The 15,492-nt window shown below is 66.6% G+C and carries 19 protein-coding genes; 11 read left to right on the forward strand and 8 right to left on the reverse strand.

The genetic code is table 11. The annotated features are described in order from the left end of the window. Positions 1-51: 51 nt before the first annotated feature. From V3W46_RS12280 to V3W46_RS12290, 3 genes are read right to left on the reverse strand one after another with little or no spacing between them, the layout of a single operon-like run. Positions 52-624: a hypothetical protein gene (locus tag V3W46_RS12280; RefSeq protein ID WP_331783407.1), complete on the reverse strand. Its 573-nt coding sequence runs from the start codon at positions 622-624 to the stop codon at positions 52-54. Between the two features lie 15 nt (positions 625-639). Further along, positions 640-966, reverse strand: coding sequence for a type II toxin-antitoxin system PemK/MazF family toxin (locus V3W46_RS12285; protein ID WP_331783408.1), 327 nt, complete (start codon positions 964-966; stop codon positions 640-642). Beyond that, positions 963-1,166, reverse strand: a complete 204-nt coding sequence (locus tag V3W46_RS12290; RefSeq protein ID WP_331783409.1) for an antitoxin MazE family protein — start codon at positions 1,164-1,166, stop codon at positions 963-965. The genes V3W46_RS12285 and V3W46_RS12290 overlap by 4 nt, the downstream gene beginning before the upstream one ends. Before the next feature lie 341 nt (positions 1,167-1,507). Here V3W46_RS12290 and V3W46_RS12295 point away from each other — a divergent pair, with 341 nt between their 5' ends. Both V3W46_RS12295 and V3W46_RS12300 read left to right on the forward strand, forming a co-directional pair. Next, positions 1,508-2,506, forward strand: a complete 999-nt coding sequence (locus tag V3W46_RS12295) for a sulfatase-like hydrolase/transferase (RefSeq protein ID WP_331783410.1) — start codon at positions 1,508-1,510, stop codon at positions 2,504-2,506. Beyond that, entirely contained in the window at positions 2,446-3,804 is a 1,359-nt protein-coding gene (locus tag V3W46_RS12300; RefSeq protein ID WP_331783411.1) for a sulfatase-like hydrolase/transferase, read from the forward strand. The genes V3W46_RS12295 and V3W46_RS12300 overlap by 61 nt, the downstream gene beginning before the upstream one ends. Positions 3,805-3,954: 150 nt before the next feature. Here V3W46_RS12300 and V3W46_RS12305 read toward each other — a convergent pair whose 3' ends face one another. Both V3W46_RS12305 and V3W46_RS12310 read right to left on the reverse strand, forming a co-directional pair. Further along, the gene (locus tag V3W46_RS12305) at positions 3,955-4,698 is read right to left on the reverse strand and encodes a hypothetical protein (protein ID WP_331783412.1); all 744 of its coding nucleotides are present in this window, start codon (positions 4,696-4,698) and stop codon (positions 3,955-3,957) included. A gap of 210 nt (positions 4,699-4,908) precedes the next feature. After that, a complete protein-coding gene (locus V3W46_RS12310; protein ID WP_331783413.1) occupies positions 4,909-5,886 on the reverse strand; it encodes a zinc-binding dehydrogenase in 978 nt (325 codons plus the stop codon). 89 nt (positions 5,887-5,975) lie between these two features. Between V3W46_RS12310 and V3W46_RS12315 the strand changes: the two genes are divergently transcribed. The 4 genes from V3W46_RS12315 to V3W46_RS12330 all read left to right on the forward strand — a co-directional run bounded on the left by V3W46_RS12315 (position 5,976) and on the right by V3W46_RS12330 (position 8,785). Then, complete coding sequence (locus tag V3W46_RS12315; protein ID WP_331783414.1) at positions 5,976-6,116, forward strand: hypothetical protein; 141 nt, start codon at positions 5,976-5,978, stop codon at positions 6,114-6,116. Continuing rightward, positions 6,089-6,976, forward strand: coding sequence for a DUF1214 domain-containing protein (locus tag V3W46_RS12320; protein WP_331783415.1), 888 nt, complete (start codon positions 6,089-6,091; stop codon positions 6,974-6,976). The genes V3W46_RS12315 and V3W46_RS12320 overlap by 28 nt, the downstream gene beginning before the upstream one ends. Before the next feature lie 292 nt (positions 6,977-7,268). Next, positions 7,269-8,123, forward strand: coding sequence for a CPBP family intramembrane glutamic endopeptidase (locus V3W46_RS12325; RefSeq protein WP_331783416.1), 855 nt, complete (start codon positions 7,269-7,271; stop codon positions 8,121-8,123). A 44-nt stretch (positions 8,124-8,167) separates the two neighbouring features. Beyond that, positions 8,168-8,785 (forward strand): DinB family protein, encoded by a 618-nt coding sequence (locus V3W46_RS12330; protein WP_331783417.1) that lies wholly within the window; start codon positions 8,168-8,170, stop codon positions 8,783-8,785. Positions 8,786-8,833: 48 nt separating this feature from the next. Here V3W46_RS12330 and V3W46_RS12335 read toward each other — a convergent pair whose 3' ends face one another. After that, complete coding sequence (locus V3W46_RS12335) at positions 8,834-9,334, reverse strand: MarR family winged helix-turn-helix transcriptional regulator (protein ID WP_331783418.1); 501 nt, start codon at positions 9,332-9,334, stop codon at positions 8,834-8,836. A 93-nt stretch (positions 9,335-9,427) separates the two neighbouring features. Here V3W46_RS12335 and V3W46_RS12340 point away from each other — a divergent pair, with 93 nt between their 5' ends. Further along, positions 9,428-10,360 (forward strand): NADP-dependent oxidoreductase, encoded by a 933-nt coding sequence (locus V3W46_RS12340; protein WP_331783419.1) that lies wholly within the window; start codon positions 9,428-9,430, stop codon positions 10,358-10,360. Between the two features lie 32 nt (positions 10,361-10,392). Here V3W46_RS12340 and V3W46_RS12345 read toward each other — a convergent pair whose 3' ends face one another. Further along, positions 10,393-10,917, reverse strand: a complete 525-nt coding sequence (locus tag V3W46_RS12345) for a hypothetical protein (RefSeq protein WP_331783420.1) — start codon at positions 10,915-10,917, stop codon at positions 10,393-10,395. Between the two features lie 143 nt (positions 10,918-11,060). Between V3W46_RS12345 and V3W46_RS12350 the strand changes: the two genes are divergently transcribed. Then, positions 11,061-11,732: a 2'-5' RNA ligase family protein gene (locus tag V3W46_RS12350; RefSeq protein ID WP_331783421.1), complete on the forward strand. Its 672-nt coding sequence runs from the start codon at positions 11,061-11,063 to the stop codon at positions 11,730-11,732. Here the strand turns inward: V3W46_RS12350 and V3W46_RS12355 are convergent. After that, positions 11,719-13,212 carry an MFS transporter gene (locus tag V3W46_RS12355; RefSeq protein WP_331783422.1) on the reverse strand — a complete coding sequence of 498 codons (1,494 nt, stop codon included), beginning with the start codon at positions 13,210-13,212 and terminating at the stop codon, positions 11,719-11,721. The two genes, V3W46_RS12350 and V3W46_RS12355, sit on opposite strands and share 14 nt — an antisense overlap. Positions 13,213-13,351: 139 nt before the next feature. Between V3W46_RS12355 and V3W46_RS12360 the strand changes: the two genes are divergently transcribed. The 3 genes from V3W46_RS12360 to V3W46_RS12370 are packed head-to-tail and all read left to right on the forward strand — an operon-like array spanning position 13,352 to position 15,488. Beyond that, entirely contained in the window at positions 13,352-14,098 is a 747-nt protein-coding gene (locus V3W46_RS12360; RefSeq protein ID WP_331783423.1) for a TetR/AcrR family transcriptional regulator, read from the forward strand. A 53-nt stretch (positions 14,099-14,151) separates the two neighbouring features. Further along, the gene (locus V3W46_RS12365; RefSeq protein WP_331783424.1) at positions 14,152-14,502 is read left to right on the forward strand and encodes an ArsR/SmtB family transcription factor; all 351 of its coding nucleotides are present in this window, start codon (positions 14,152-14,154) and stop codon (positions 14,500-14,502) included. Between the two features lie 2 nt (positions 14,503-14,504). Next, entirely contained in the window at positions 14,505-15,488 is a 984-nt protein-coding gene (locus V3W46_RS12370) for an SRPBCC family protein (protein ID WP_331783425.1), read from the forward strand. The last annotated feature ends 4 nt before the right edge of the window (positions 15,489-15,492 follow it).

Below are 15,492 nucleotides of genomic sequence, written 5' to 3' on the forward strand. Positions count from 1 at the left end.
CATCCTTCCAGCGAGAACAAAATTCTCACACGGTAGGAGTCAACTAAACCGTCAGCAGTCCCTATGGAGAATCTGACGAGCCAAAGATGTTGAATTGAAAGTGAGCAAATCGGACTGGCCCTGCTCGGTGAAGTATGGTTCGCCGACTGTGAGAAGTGCCGCGTTCCCCAGCGCGCGGACCTTGAGCGTTTGGGCATCCATAGCGTTGACATCGATGTCCAAGGCTTTGTTCTCGGTCAGCTGTGAGAAATGCCATCCGTGCATTCGTTCACCATCCCAACCGCTCATGGCAAGAGTCCAATGCGCAATGGTGTTTCGGTACTTATTCGCTTCCCTCAGGTGACGAATTAGCGTCTGTCCTTCCATCCATTCTTTTGGAAAGAACGGGTTCAGCGCATCTATCTTCTTCGATGTGTTTTGTCCCAGAAAAAATGCTTGCACGCCAGCTCGCCCAGATGGGTTTGCCCACGCGCCCGCTGCCATACCGAGGCTTGAATCGGCATGAGCCCATGTACTGACGTATTCACCGATGTGCAAGTAGATTGCCTGTCGTTGACTCTCCAGTGCCACGAGATCCATTCGGAGGCTGGTGTCCAGAAAGGTCTGGAGTGAGTCGTCAGTCATAGCTACCTTCCTCTCCTAGTCTGCAAGGCCAAGGAAGACCATGACGAGCCGTTCGAGCTCCACGAGCTTTGTTGTCGAAAGCCTTCCGATTCGCTCGCTCACATTTGAACGCCGCACGGTCGTGAGCTTGTCTACCATTAGCCAGCTCGTTGAATCGAGGCCGTTGAGATCGGTCGGCTCGACTCGAATTCGCAAGAGAGGAGCATCCACCTCGGTCGATGTGAATGGGCAGACCGTAACCGAGTTCGTAGCGTCGAACCGGTCATCCTGGATGGTTAAAGCCGGTCTTGGTTTGGACGCGTACACGCCGCCGGCAACCAGCCAGATGTCGCCCCTGTTCAATCGTCCCAGAGGGCGGAGACAGCCTCGATGTAGTCCTGATCGTCCGTCGCCCGGTCAGAGCCAGCGACGGCAAGCGACTGTCGGTGGGCTTCAGCAGCGAAGGCATCGGATCGAACGTCCGGAACCCAGACCTGGACAAGTCGAAGGCCTTGTTCACGCATACGCTCGCGATGCGCTCCAACTCGATCCCTGACAGCCATAGCGACAATGTTACATGTAACGGATTCGATGGCAAGCGCTACGCGCGCGGCAGCCGGTTTGGGGTACCTTCAAAATTTCCCATCTTTGGACACATTTTGGACACACTTGATCGAAAACAGCGTGATTTAAGCCTCCATCACGAGACCCAAGATCCGCGTAATTCCGCGGAAGTTGACTCAATTCGGCTCCCCGAGAAGGCCGGGTTTGGAGTTCGAGTCCCTCTGGGGGTACTCAGCTCGGCGGGCCCATTCTCCGGGTCGAATCCGACGGCTGATTCACCGTAGATTTGGTGGTGGAGTCGCCGAACCTGGCGTCTCCCGCGCATGCGGATGGAGAAGCCATGACCCTCACCCAACAGTCCACCTCGTCGCAGGATGCCCGGTCGATTCCGTATCCCGAACCGACGTTCGCGGGCCACATCGGCAAGACGTTCAGCGAGTCCGAGCCGGCGTACCCCGAGCGTGTGGGTGCGCCAACCGGGGCCCCGAACATCCTGCTGATTCTGCTCGACGACATCGGGTTCGGTCAGGCCGGGGTCTCGGGCGGGCCGGTGCCGACGCCGCATATGGCCGAGCTGGCCGAGCGGAGCGCGCAGCTCACCCAGTTTCACACGACGTGGCTGTGCTCTCCGACCCGGGCTGCGCTGCTCACCGGCAGAAACCACCACAGGGTCGGCTTCGGAACGATCGCCGAAGGGTCGACCGGCTTCCCCGGCTACAACTGCGCTCTGCCGAACACCGCCGCCACGGTCGCGAAGGTGCTCACGCTGAACGGGTACAACACGGCGTGGTTCGGCAAGAACCACAACACGCCCGACTGGGAGTCGAGCGCGGCGGGCCCCTTCGACCGCTGGCCGACGGGCATGGGATTCGAGTACTTCTACGGTTTCAACGGGGGAGAGACGAGCCAGTTCGAGCCGCAGCTGTACGAGAACATCACGCCCATCGAGGCTCCGGATGACCCGGACTACCACCTCACCGAAGACCTCGTGAATCGCGCCCGCGAATGGATCGGCCGGCAGAAGTCTGTCGCGCCCGACAAGCCGTTCTTCGCCTACTTCGCCAGCGGCGCGGTGCACGCGCCGCACCATGTTCCGAAAAGCTACCGGGCAAAATTCGCGGGCCAGTTCGACGCGGGTGGGATGTGGTGCGCCAGGAGACCCTCGACCGCCAGAAGCAGCTTGGGCTGGTTCCGCAGAATACCGACCTCACCGAGCGACCCGATGGCATCCCGGCGTGGGAGACGCTGTCTGCTGATGAGAAGACGGTCTACGCGAAGATGCAAGAGATCTTCGCCGCGTACGTCGCCCACACCGACGACCAGGTCGGCAAGCTGCTGAGCGTTCTCGATGAGACCGGCATCCGCGACAACACGCTCGTCGTGCTGATCGTGGGCGACAACGGACCGAGCCCCGAGGGCGGCCCGACGGGCACGATCAACGACACCGCTGCCATGAACGGCGTGCCCGACACGCTCGCGAACATCCTGCCGCACCTCGACGAGCTCGGCTCCCGCCTGCACGACAACCACTACCCGATCGGCTGGGCGCACGCCGGGTCGGCACCGTTCCAGTGGATGAAGCAGGTCGCCTCGCACTTCGGCGGAACCCGCAACTTCGCGAGCATCGCGTGGCCCGAGCACGTGGCACCGGGCGTCCGAACGCAGTTCCACCACATCATCGACATCGCGCCGACGCTGCTCGCGGCGTCAGGCATCATCGCGCCCGAACGGGTCGACGGCATCGAGCAGTTGCCCGTCGACGGGGTCAGCGTCGACTACCTTTTCGCCGAACCCGATGCCGACGAGCGCCGCACCACCCAGTACTTCGAGCACGGCGGCAACCGGGCGATCTACCACGACGGCTGGGTCGCCGCGGCGCGGCACGGGGTTCCGTGGCAGCTGTCGGGAACGAAGGGCGACTTCGACGCAGACCAGTGGGAGCTGTACGACATCACGAACGACTTCTCGCAGGCGCATGACCTCGCCGCCGAGCATCCCGAGCGACTGGATACTCTGCAGAAGCTCTTCGAAACCGAAGCTTGGGCGAACAACGTGTACCCGCTCGACGACCGGTTCGCCGAGCGTGCCATCGACCCGCTGCGGCCGTCGCTTACGCGTGGGCGACGGGAGTTTCGATACCTGGCTGGTGCGACGCGTATTCCCGAGGGTGTCGCGCCGCCGCTGAAGAACGTGTCGCACCGCATCACGGCCCGCATCACGGTGCCTGGGAGCGGCGCATCCGGCGTGGTCGTGGCGCAGGGCGGCAGAACAGGCGGCTACAGCCTGTACCTCGCCGACGGCGTGCCGACGTACCATTACAACTTCTTCGGCAAGGCCCGCTACACAATCGCCGCCCTGCGGGCGCTCGAACCGGGCGAGCACACTCTCGGCGTCGAGTTTCTCGCCGACCACGAGAACCACCCGGGCACCGGCGGGGTGCTCCGGCTGGCGGTCGACAATCAGACGGTTGCCGAGGGGCGCATCGAGCACACCGTTCCGGGGCGGTTCTCACCGACCGAGACGTTCGACGTCGGAGCCGACCTCGGCGGCCCCGTCACCGATGCCTACGAATCGCCTGCGCGATTCACCGGTAGCATCACCGACGTCACCGTGCAGCTCATCAGCTCACAGGGCTAGCCGAATCAGAGCCGTCTCGCGCCGGCGGGTGATGCGGGCACGATCCTCAATCGGGATCGTGCGTCGTCGAGAGCACCGGCAACAGCATCGAGGTCGTCATCTTCGATCACCCGCAACGAACTTCGTCTTCTTCGATCACCCGCAACGAAACTACAGGCGGAATGTGTCGATCATTATTCGGTCTTGGCGAATTGGATCGGCGAGCACAGGGAGCTGGCGACCGATCGACGCGATTCGAGCGCGTTTATCGGGAGTGCTGAAGCTGATTCGCATCACAGTGCTGTAGCCAGGAGCGGCATCGACGTCCAAGGTCACGTCCCACACCCCACCGGGCGCCGCTGCGCCGAGGTCGGAGGGCACCGCTACTTCGTGCGCGGCTAAGACAATCGCCGTCGTCGATCGCAATCCGAGGGCACCAGCGCCACCCGCGGCGGCTTGGGCCGACTCGGCTGGAGTCAGTCCGCCTCCGCGAGCTCCCGGTGCGGGGCGACCAGGCGCAGCCAGCACCTCGCTCTCGACGGAATTCGCTCTCGCGAATGCGGATGCGGATGCGGCGGCCGCGTCGGACGACGCCATCCGCTGAGGGGATTCTGCTGCCAATTGTCGGGCGACATCGCGCGATTTTGGCACTTCCGCCCAATTGATTGTGAGACGCTCGGGATGATCGTGATCCAGCGTCACCGGTAGCACGACTCCGGGGTAGGGCCACTTCGCGGTCGGGGGTAACAGCGAAGTGTGGTGAACCGAGACCGGAACGATGCCTGCTCCGAACACGACGCCGTCCATGGTGCAGTTCTCGTATACCGCTCCGCCGCTGTTCGCCGAACAGGCGGCAATACGGAACTCTGCCTCTATCGGCTGCGATATTCCCCTCAGGCGGTTGAACAGTGCCACGGCCAGGATCCCTCCCGAGGTGTGTGAGTCCCTCGTTTCAGAATAGCTTCATCCCGAGCGGAAGAATGGGTCCGCGGTCGAACCCCATGTGGGATGCTTCCCTGCGCCGACGTGCACACGAAGGTGTGCCCTCGAGAATGAGCCGGCCGATCCCGGCGCGAGCCCGCCCTTCCCGAGCGTCAGCGCCGGCTCGAGCCGGCCTTCCGACCCTTACGGCCGGAGCATGATCTTGCCGTCGCGCCCCGGAACGAAGTTCGCGTCGCTCGCCGCACGTGCTTCTTCGAACGAGTACGTCGCTTCGACGGGCAGGGTGAGGTCGCCGTCTTGGATGCGGCGGATGAGTTCGCCGAACAGCGCTCGACGCGTGTCGCTCGGCATCGTCGCGCTGACCGTGCTGCCCCAGAACCCCTTCACCGTGAGGTTCTTGAAGATGATGTCTCCCGAGCTGATCTGCATGACCGGCGAGCCCATGGCGCCGAACACGACCAGCGAACCCTGCTCGGCGAGCAGCGAGAGAACATCGCCGCTTGCCTCGCCTCCCACCGAATCGATGCCCACCCGCAGCGGGGCGTCGCCGGTCAGCTCGCGCACCTGCTCGACCCAGTTCTCGGCGTCGGTCGACACCACGTTGCCGATGCCCTGCGCAGCGAGCTCCTCGACGCCCGCCGCACGGCGCACGAGCCCGAGAACGTTGATCTTGCGCGGTGCGGCGAGCTGGGCGACGAGCCTGCCGACGGCACCGTTCGCGGCATTCTGAACCAGCCAGTCGCCCTCGGCGAGGTCGAGGCTCTCGAGCAGGCTGATGGCGCTGAAGGGCATCGCCACCAGTTGAGCCGCCGCCTCGTCAGAGATGCTGTTGTCGACGGGAATGAGGGCCCCCGCTTTGGCGATGAAGTACTCGGCCCAGACTCCGAAGGTCGAGCCGGATGCGACCCTCTGCCCGAGGCTCAGGCGCGTCACTCCCTCACCGAGCGCATCGACGACGCCAAGCGCTTCTGTGCCGGCGCGGGCAGGCAGCTCGGGCTTGAAGCCGTACGTGCCGCGAATCGTCCAGAGGTCGTGATTGTGAATCGGCGACAGAATGGTGCGCACCCGAACCTCACCGGCGCCCGGTTCGACAAGCGGCACTTCTTCGACCGAGAGCACATCGGAGGGTTCACCGAACTGGGAGTGAGTGATGGCGCGCATGGCGTGTTCCTTATCTTCGATTACTGTCTCATCATATTTTGAGAGGCATGGCGAAGTGCTCTGCTAGACCGACTTCGAGAGGGTGTGCAATGTCTGACGGTTCGGGTTCGGTCGATCGACTGACTTCAGTGGCAATGGATGGCGAGTTGCCCGCGCGGGAGTCGCTGCCCGTCATCTTCGACGAGCTCGACTACCAGCTCGCGTGCCAGGGGTCTCTGACTTCTGGCTGAGGGAGATCGGGGCGATGGGCGAGATGGGGCCCGACCATGGGCAGGGCGGCACGTACGTGGTGCTCGCGCCGGGCGTCGATGCTCCGGATGATCTGCCTGACGACTTTCGCACGCTCGTGTCGACCGGCGTGAACATCATGTTCGGCTTTCGCACCCTCGACCCCGATCCCGCGCGGGCCGAGGCGCTTGTCGCAGCGGTGCGCATCTACCCCTACGAGCCTTTCGCTCCGGATGCCCGGCTGACGGGCATCCTCGAACGCGGTGCCGCGGCCGGCGAGCTCATGGCACAGGCGAACACGTTCGCGAAGCGGTTCGAGCAGGGCTCGTACTGGCCTGACCGGGCCTGGGAGCAGGCCATCGTGCTCGACAACTCGGCGCAGCGCGGCGACGGGTACGACGAGCTGCTGGAACGGGCATCCTGGTTCTACGAAGCCGTCAGCTTCTCCGAGGCGATGAAGAGCCAGACGCCGGGCGTCGGCCAGGCGTACCTCGGCTCGTATACCGACGCGGCGGGCGAGTGGCTCGACGGAGGTGCCGACTACACGCTGCACGTACCCGCCGACGTGCCCGCCAAGCTGTTCTGGTCGGCGACCGTGTACGACGCGGCGACGCGCTGCCTGATCGACAACCCCCAGCAGCGCGGCGATCGCGGGTCACGCGACACCGACCTCGTCACGAACGACGACGGCTCGGTCGACCTCTTATTCGGGCCTACTGCGCCTGCATCGGGCGAGTCGAACTGGGTGCAGACCATCCCCGGCAAGCACTGGTTCTCGTACTTCCGTCTCTATGGCCCGCTCGAGAGCTACTTCGACCGCAGCTGGAAACTCGGCGACATCAGCCGTGTCGCGTCTGACTGAATCGCGCCGGCAACCAATCCGCCGTTGCGTGCGGTCTCGAATAGTCGGCGAACCCTTCGGGTTGAAGGCGATCTGCCTTCGGAGACCCGATCCGAACGGGTCTGATAAAACGCTGAGGGGTGTGTCGGTGCGCTCCTCCCAACCGGGGGGAAGGGAGGAGCGCACTGATGGAGGGAAGCGGGCAGAAACCCACTGACGCCCATCGAAGCCACCCCCTCGAGCATCCGGTCCGATCGACTCGTGGGCGATTAGCGTTGGGGTGATCGACAGTTCTGACGGTGAAGGTCTGCACATGAACGAAACGAACAACGCCATGCCCGACTCGTCGCGCTCGTGGTGGAGGCGGTTCTGGGAGCGCGGCGACTGGTGGCGGGCGATCCTGCTCGCGGCCGTGTACTACGGCGTCTATCAACTGCTGTCGCTGCTCATCACCGCCGTCTTCCCCTCGGGTGGCGGCATCCGGGGCCCGAAAGACAGCGCAATGGATGTGTTCATCGGTACCGGCCTGCCGATTCTGCTCGGTGCGATCGTGCTGCTCGCCTTCGCGGCGTCGCTCGGCTGGCTGAGGGAGCTGTTCGGCCCGCAGCCCGTACGCGGCCGCGGCTGGATGTGGATCGGCATCGTCGTGGTGCTGGTCATCAATGTGTCGGCGCTGCTCTCGGTCGACGTCGAATCGGCCGGAGCCGCGCTGATCTTCTCCTGGCTTCTCACGGGGTTGTTCGTCGGGATGGCCGAAGAGCTGCTCACCCGCGGTTTTGCGGTGAACCTGATGCGTAAGGCCGGTCGCAGCGAGATCGCCGTGGCGTTGGTGTCGTCGGCGATCTTCGCCGCGTTGCACGCCGGCAACTTCTTCACGAGCAATCAAGGGCTGTCGACCACCGCGATCCAGGTGGTCTACACCTTCTTCTTCGGCATCATCATGTACCTCGCCCTGCGGCTGACCGGCCGCCTGATCTGGCCGATTCTGTTGCACGCCTCGACAGACCCCACCCTGTTCCTGTTCGGCGCGCATCCGTCGACCGGCAATCCGCTCAGCATCGTGCCCTCGCTCAGCACCTACCTCGTGATCGTCACCGGAGTGGTGCTGCTCATCGTCTTTCTCGTCAGCGAGCGGCGTGGCAGGGTGACGGCGCTCGTTTCCGGCTGATTCAGGCGGCGAATTCTGGCGGCGGGCCGCCTAGGCTCAAGGGCATGACGACCGATCAGCGCCTCGAACCCCTGCTCGAGCAGTACGACTGGGCGACCGAGCGGCTGCTCTCCCGCCTCGCCGGGCCGACCAGCAACTCGGGCGACGGCAGTGATGTCGAGGTGCCGGCGCTCACAGACGCCGAGTACCTGTGGGAGCCGGTGGCCGGGTGCTGGTCGGTGCGGAGGCGCGACGCCGGCCCCGGGCAGGGCGCGACGAAGCTCATCGGCGCAGGCGAGTGGGGGCGCGACGGTGCCCCTGAGACCCCTTGGCCGCCGCCCGTCACGACGATCGCCTGGCGGCTCGATCACCTCACCGAGTCGCTGCTGGGCCGGGCGAGCCACCTCGGGGGCGACCGGATGTTCGACCGCACGGCCTACGAAGCTGAACCGGAGGCGGCCGGTGCCGTCGACAGGTTCCGCGCAGCCGTAGCCGGGTGGCGCCGTGTGCTGCTGAGTGTCGACGAGGCCGACTACGACCGCACCGGGCTGAGCAGCTACCCGTACGGCAGCGACGCAGAGGAGACCTTTCCGACGATCGTGTGGTGGGAGAACCAGGAGATCCTGCATCACGGCGCCGAGATCGCGTTGTTGCGAGACCTCTACGTTCACCTCGCCCGGTAGGCGTTCTTCCGCCGTCGAGGCGTTGCGCCGTTCGGCGTTGTCGCGCCGTCAGGAGGTCTTGCGCCGGCGGGGGGACGCAGAGCGTGGGGGAGTCGCCCGGAGCTGATCGGCCGCGTGCCCAAGGATGCGCGCGAGGTCGTTGACATCGGTGTCTGAGAGTGCGGCGAACAGCAGGCGGTGCAGGGCCTCGATGTGGCCCGGAAACACGGCCGCCAGCACAGATATGCCCTCATCAGTGAGCGTGACGACGATGCTGCGTTCGTCGTCGGGTGAGGGCGAGCGGGTGACGAGGCCCCGTTGTTCGAGGAGCTGCGCCTGGTAGGTGAGGCCGCTGCGGCTGTAGACCACCCCGTCGGCGAGGTCGGTCATGCGCACCTGCCCGTCGGGAGCGTCGCCCAGGCGGGCGAGGAGCTGGAACTGCACGTAGCTGAGGCCGCCGACGTCGCGGAGCTGCTGTTCGACGGCGTGGCGCAGCAGGCTGCTCACCTCGGTGAAGGCGAAATACGCCCTGAGCTGAGTCGGCGTGAGAGACAGGGGCAGGTCATCCATACTCTTCATCATAGGTGTTGCTTCGACTTCGAAGCAGTGCTATCTTTCTGGAAGTGCTTCGAACTCGAAGCACATTGATGAGAGGATATGACCATGAAGGCAGTACGGTTCTACGAAGTCGGCGGGCCCGACGTGCTGGTGTACGAAGACGTCGAGCAGCCGTCTCCTGCGGCAGGGCAGGTTCGGCTGCGGGTGGCGGCCTCGGCTTTCAATGCGGCCGACAACGGCATGCGCGCAGGCTTCCTGCCCATCCCCGTGGCACTGCCGCATGTGCCCGGCTACGACGTGTCGGGCACGGTCGACGCGGTGGGCGAGGGTGTCGACGGCCTCGCGGTCGGCGATGCGGTGATCGGGTTCCTGCCCATGGAGCGCGACGGCGGTGCGGCAGAGTACGTGATCGCCCCGGCCGATTCGGTCGTGGCGGCCCCGGCGAGCATCCCGTTGCCCGACGCCGCCGCGCTGCCCTCGGTGGCGCTGACCGCCTGGCAGGCGCTGTTCGACGAGGGCAGGCTGGAGGCGGGGCAGCGCGTGCTCATCGTCGGTGCAGGGGGAGTCGTCGGCAAGTACGCCATCGCTCTCGCCAAGCGTGCGGGAGTGCGTGTCGTGGCGACGGCGAGCCCGCGCAGCATCGACGCGGTGCGCGCGGCGGGTGCAGACGAGATCATCGACCACACCGCGGCCGACCTGCTCAGCGCCGTCGACGGTCAGGTGGACGTGCTGCTCAACCTGGCTCCGATCGAACCCGGGCAGTTCGCCGCGCTGGTGGCGCTCGTGCGTGACGGCGGGGCGGTGGTCAGTACGACTGCGTTCATGGCGACTCCGGATGACGACTCCCGCGGGGTGCGTGCGGCCACCGTGTTCGTGCTGCCGAACCGCGAACGTCTTGCTGAGCTGGTGTCGCTCGTCGACAGTGGTGAGCTCACCGTGGAGGTTTCGCGGCGCATCCCGCTCACCGAGCTGCAGGCCCTGCACGCCGAGGCCGCGGCTGGGCGGGTCACCGGCAAGGTCATCGTGCTGCCCGCCTGAACGAGTGCCGAACGATTGTTCTTCGTCATCGGTCAGTCGGCCGGCAGGGGAGTCTCGGCGAGCGGGCGCACGGTGAAGGTGAGCGCGTCGGGCACAAGCGGGCCGTGCATCGTCAGCAGCCGCGGGCCGAGGTCGGCGACCGCGGCGAAACCCTCGGGCAGGGTTGTGACCCACAGCGCGAACCTCGTGCCGTCGACCTCGATCGGTGTCACCGGCCAGACGGCGGCGTCGAAGACCCTGCCGCCGAGCTGCTTCGCTTCGGCATCCATTGCTTGCACCCGCACCAGCTCGTTGGCGGGTGCGGGTGCGGGTGCGGTCGCGCTGAGCAGCAGTTCTTTCACGGCCAGGGCGGCTGTCGACTTCAGGTCGTCGGGCACGCCGTGAACGCCGCCGCGGTCGTCGATGCGCTGGCCCACCCGTTCGATGGTGCGAATCGTGTAGCGGGGTGGCCCGTCGATGCGAACCGAGTGATCTGGTGCGCCGTCTCGGGTGGCCGCCACCACGCTCATGGCGGCGGGAGGCGGGTCGGGAATCACGACGACAGCGGGGGTGTCCATGGCTCCAGTCTTCCCCTCGGCAGCGCCGCGGTCATCCGGCTGCGGCGCCGTCTGCGGCGAGGCTGGCCTGCGCTCGGGGATGCCACCCGCGCGACGCGCCTGGCCTGCGCCCGCACCGACCAGAAGCACAGCAGACTGGAGTCATGAGCGATGTTGTGAGCCTCGAGCTGCTGCTCGACGAGCAGACGGAGGAGCGTGTGCGGGCGGAGTGGCGCGCGCTCGCCGAAGCCGGGCTGTCGAGCATGGCGGCGCATCCGTCGCCCAGCAACCGGCCGCACATCACCCTGCTGGTGCGGCCGAGCCTGCCGCCGCTCGCGGTCGCCGTGGTGGCGCGGGCCGTCGCTCTGCCGATGGACGTCGCGCTCGGGGCCCCGCTGCTGTTCGGCTGCGGCGAACGACGCGTTCTCGCCCGCTCGGTGGTGGCGACCGCCGAGCTGCTCGAGCTGCACCGGGCACTGCACGACATCGTCGGGCCGGGAGACGACGCGGCGCACACCCGACCCGGCGAATGGATGCCGCACGTCACGCTCGCGCGCCGCATCCGTCTCGACGCCCTGCCTCAGGCCCTCCGCGCTCTCGACGCCCTGGTGCCGCCCGACAGGCCCGCGGCGACCACCACGCCCGGCGCATCCGACCAGTCCGCCGCGCCCGCCACGCCCACGGTGAGCGCCGCGCCCGGCGCATCCGGCGCCCCCGCGGCGACCACCACACCCGAGCCGCCCGCCGCCCCGGGCATCCGTACGGCACACGCTGTGACCCTGCGCCGCTGGGACTCGGCCACCGCCACCGTCACCGACGTGCTCACTCGGCCCTGAGCTGCCCGGCGGCCGGGAGGGCGTCGGCCGAGCGGCGCGTGCGCACGATCCCCCAGCCGACGAGGGCAGCGGCGACGACGGTCAGCGTGAGTGCCGAGATCGTGATGGCCTGCTGGAACTGGGCCGTCTGTGCGGCCGTCCAGGCGGTGGCCGAGACCGTGCCCGCGAACGTCGCCGCCAGGATGGTGCCCACGACGGCGATGCCGATGGCCGAGGCGATCTCGGTGACCGAGTCGCTGAGCGCCGCACCGATCGACGTGCGACTCTTCGGCAGGCCGTTGAGAACGTTGACGGCCGCGACCACCCCCACCACGCGCAGGCCGGCGGCGACGAGGGCGAGCGACACGGCGACCCAGACGTAGCCGAAGCTGCCGAGCACGGCGTAGACGGCGAGGCCGACGACAACGGCCGACGCGCTGAGCCACGCGGCTCTACCGAGTCCGACGCGCTCGACGAACGGGTTCACGAACGGGCCCGCGCCGAGCAGCACAACGACCTGGGGCAGCATGCCGAGGGCGGCGAGGGCGGGCGGCCAGCCCCAGTCGAGTTGCAGCTGAAGGGTGACCATATAGCTGAGACCGGCGGTCGCAAGCCCCGCCGCGGCTTTGAACGCAAGGCCCGCAGAGACGAGGGGCCGGGCGAGAAGCCCGAGATCGACCAGCGGAAAGCGAGCAGAGCGTTCCCGCACGATGAAGGCGATCGCGCCGGCGATGGCGGCTGCCGCCGCGGCCCAGGGCGCCCACGAGCCGGTTCCCTGGTTCACGAACAGGGTCGGGGCGACCAGCGCGAGCACGATGGTCGCGGTGCCGAGCGCCGCGCCGCCGATGTCGATCGGGTCGCGATGCAGATCGGCGGGGGCATCCTTCGCGATGCCGAACCGGATGCCCACCAGAGCGAGCACCGCGATGGGCACGTTCACCAGCAGCAGCACCTGCCAGGGCGCGACCGCGAGCACGAGACCGCCGACGGTGGGACCGATGGCCAGCCCGACGAGACCGACGGTCGAGATCAGGGTGATGGCACGCACACGCAGACTCTCTGTGTCGAACAGGCGGAACGCGAGCGCCATCGACAGGGGAGTCGTCATAGCGGCGGCGATGCCCATGACCGCGCGCACCGCGATCAGCTGCTCGTCGGTCGTGACGAACGCCGTGCCGAGGCTGGCGACGGCGAGCAGTGCCAGCCCGATGAGCATGAGCCGCCGCCGGCCGAACCGGTCGGCGATGGCGCCGAAGGCGAGCATGAGCCCGCCGAAGACGACGGCGTACGAGCCGGTCACCCACTGCAGCCCGGTCGTCGAAGCGTGCAGCTCGCGGCCGATGGTCGGCAACGCGACGTTCAGTATCGAGTTGTCGAGCATCTCGAAGAGAAAGATCGCCGAGAGGCCGGCGAGCGCGACCCACGCCGCGCGCAATGACTGCGGCGCGGCACTCGGAGCGCTCGACACCAGTGTGTGTTCGTCGTGGGGTGCGGCGCTCATGGGGCGACCTTTCGGGGGAGGGTGTGGGGCGGCGATGGCTGATCTGGCGATCGAGATCTTGATGTTAACGAACAGCGTTCGTTACAACGAACACAGTTATACGCTTGGAATGCTGTTCGTGTCAAGGTAGCGTGGGCCCATGCCAGCGAATCCGAGACAACGGCGTGCCGAACGCCACGCCCAACCAGCGCCGACCTCTGCCGCTGTGCCGCGCAAGCAGCCCATCACCGTCGACAGAATCACGGATGCCGCACTCGAGGTGGTGGCGACCCAGGGCTATGAGGCTCTGACCATGCGCAGCGTGGCCGCGTTGCTCGACACGGGCCCGGCATCGTTGTACGCGCACGTGGTGAACAAGGCCGACATCGACGAGCTCATCATCGGCCGGCTGTGCAACGAACTGGTGCTGCCGCCGCCCGACGCCTCCGCCTGGCGGGAGCAGATCGCCGACGTCTGCGCGCAGCTGCGCGACCAGTACCTGGCGCATCCGGGCATCTCCAGCGCGGCGCTGTCGATGGTGGTGGTCACCAACCTCGACGTGCTGCGCATCAACGAGGGGCTGCTGGCCATCCTGATCACGGCCGGGATCGACCCGCAGACGGCCGCGTGGGCGATCGACGCACTGTTTCTCTATGTCAGCGCGTACACGCTCGAGATCTCGCTCGATGCCAAGCGCCAGAACCAGCACGGCGACGACTGGATGGTCAGTCGTGAGCAGCGCGACGAGGTCAAGCGCCGGTTCTCTGCCCTGCCGGCCGAGTCGTTTCCCCAGATCAGGCGGTACGCCGCCGAGCTCACCTCGGGCACCGGGCATCAGCGGTTCGATTTCGCTCTGGGGCTCATGCTCGACAACCTGGCCGAGGGCCAGACGCCGCTCGACGACTGAGAACTCGTCACACCTCTTGTGTGAGGTCGTGATCTGCGCTAACGTACAACCAAATGGTTGTACAAGAACTCACTGACAATGACGTGAACCGCATGTTCCGAGCACTCGCCGACGCGACCCGGCGCGACATCGTGCGCCGTACCCTCGTCGCCGACGTCTCGGTCTCGCAGCTCGCCGAGTCGTACGACATGTCATTCGCGGCCGTGCAGAAACACGTCGCTGTGCTCGAGGAGGCGAGGCTCGTGACCAAAGAACCGCGTGGCCGAGAGCGCATGATTCGGGGCGAGCCCGACCGCATCCGCCAGGCACAGCGCCTGCTCGACCAGTTCGAGCAGCTCTGGCGTTCGAGAATCGATCGCCTCGACGCGCTGCTCGAAGAACCCACCGAGAATCAGAAAGGCTGATCATGCCCGTAACCAGTGTCGAGAAAGACCTCGACAAGCTCACCATCACCATCGTCGCCGACTTCGCGGCGCCCCTTCAGCGGCTGTGGGAGGCGTACACCGACCCGCGCCAGATCGAGCGGTTCTGGGGCCCGCCCACGTACCCGGCGACGTTCTTGCGGCACGACGTGGTGCCGGGCGGCCGCAGCGTCTACAAGATGACCGGCACGACGGGCGACGAGCACTACGGCTGCTGGGAGTGGAGCGAGGTCGATGCGCCGGGCTCCTTCGACGTGGTCGACTGGTTCGCCGACGAGTCGGGTGTGCCGAACACCGACCTGCCCGCCACACGAATGAGCTTCCTCTTCGAGGCGACGGATGCGGGCTCCCGCCTCACCGCCGTCTCGCGCTTCGCGACTCTCGAGCAGCTCGAACAGCTCGTCGAGATGGGGATGCTCGAGGGTACGAGGGAGGCCATGACGCAGATCGACACCGTGCTGGCCGACCTCGCGGCGTTCGCCGCCGACCGGGCCGCCGACGCGCAACTGCTGAGCGACACCCAGGTGCGGGTTTCGCGCACCATCCGAGGCTCGGTCGACGACGTGTGGCGTGCTCACAACGATGCCGACCTGATGAAGCAATGGCTGCTCGGGCCCGACGGCTGGACAATGCCGGTGTGCGAGGTGGCGACGACCGTGGGCGACAGCTACCGCTACGTCTGGCAGCCGCACGACGGCGGCGAGGGCTTCGGCTTCACCGGCGAGCTGCTCGAATCTGAGCCGCCCCATCGCGCAGTCACGACCGAGGCCATGATCGGCACCGACTTTCCCGCGACGCTGAACGAGCTGACGCTGACCCCCGTCGAGCGTGGCACGCTCCTGACGCTGGTGATCACCTACGCCGATGCCGACCAGCGCGACGCCGTTCTCGCGACGGGCATGGCCGACGGCATGGAGACGAGCTACGCTCGCCTCGAACACCTGATCGGTCACAGCGTGAGCGCGTAGCCCT

Origin of the sequence: Subtercola sp. YIM 133946, assembly GCF_036553535.1 — a bacterium.
GTDB lineage: Bacteria > Actinomycetota > Actinomycetes > Actinomycetales > Microbacteriaceae > Subtercola.

Bases quoted from the DNA above. Each gene is read 5' to 3' on its own strand.
- V3W46_RS12315 (WP_331783414.1), top strand. From the start codon at position 5,976: ATGTCTGACGGTTCGGGTTCGGTCGATCGACTGACTTCAGTGGCAATG.
- V3W46_RS12355 (WP_331783422.1), bottom strand. From the start codon at position 13,212: ATGAGCGCCGCACCCCACGACGAACACACACTGGTGTCGAGCGCTCCG.
- V3W46_RS12310 (WP_331783413.1), bottom strand. From the start codon at position 5,886: ATGCGCGCCATCACTCACTCCCAGTTCGGTGAACCCTCCGATGTGCTC.
- V3W46_RS12325 (WP_331783416.1), top strand. From the start codon at position 7,269: ATGAACGAAACGAACAACGCCATGCCCGACTCGTCGCGCTCGTGGTGG.
- V3W46_RS12280 (WP_331783407.1), bottom strand. From the start codon at position 624: ATGACTGACGACTCACTCCAGACCTTTCTGGACACCAGCCTCCGAATG.
- V3W46_RS12340 (WP_331783419.1), top strand. From the start codon at position 9,428: ATGAAGGCAGTACGGTTCTACGAAGTCGGCGGGCCCGACGTGCTGGTG.
- V3W46_RS12360 (WP_331783423.1), top strand. From the start codon at position 13,352: ATGCCAGCGAATCCGAGACAACGGCGTGCCGAACGCCACGCCCAACCA.
- V3W46_RS12335 (WP_331783418.1), bottom strand. From the start codon at position 9,334: ATGGATGACCTGCCCCTGTCTCTCACGCCGACTCAGCTCAGGGCGTAT.
- V3W46_RS12330 (WP_331783417.1), top strand. From the start codon at position 8,168: ATGACGACCGATCAGCGCCTCGAACCCCTGCTCGAGCAGTACGACTGG.
- V3W46_RS12295 (WP_331783410.1), top strand. From the start codon at position 1,508: ATGACCCTCACCCAACAGTCCACCTCGTCGCAGGATGCCCGGTCGATT.
- V3W46_RS12300 (WP_331783411.1), top strand. From the start codon at position 2,446: ATGCAAGAGATCTTCGCCGCGTACGTCGCCCACACCGACGACCAGGTC.
- V3W46_RS12365 (WP_331783424.1), top strand. From the start codon at position 14,152: ATGGTTGTACAAGAACTCACTGACAATGACGTGAACCGCATGTTCCGA.
- V3W46_RS12350 (WP_331783421.1), top strand. From the start codon at position 11,061: ATGAGCGATGTTGTGAGCCTCGAGCTGCTGCTCGACGAGCAGACGGAG.
- V3W46_RS12370 (WP_331783425.1), top strand. From the start codon at position 14,505: ATGCCCGTAACCAGTGTCGAGAAAGACCTCGACAAGCTCACCATCACC.
- V3W46_RS12290 (WP_331783409.1), bottom strand. From the start codon at position 1,166: ATGGCTGTCAGGGATCGAGTTGGAGCGCATCGCGAGCGTATGCGTGAA.
- V3W46_RS12345 (WP_331783420.1), bottom strand. From the start codon at position 10,917: ATGGACACCCCCGCTGTCGTCGTGATTCCCGACCCGCCTCCCGCCGCC.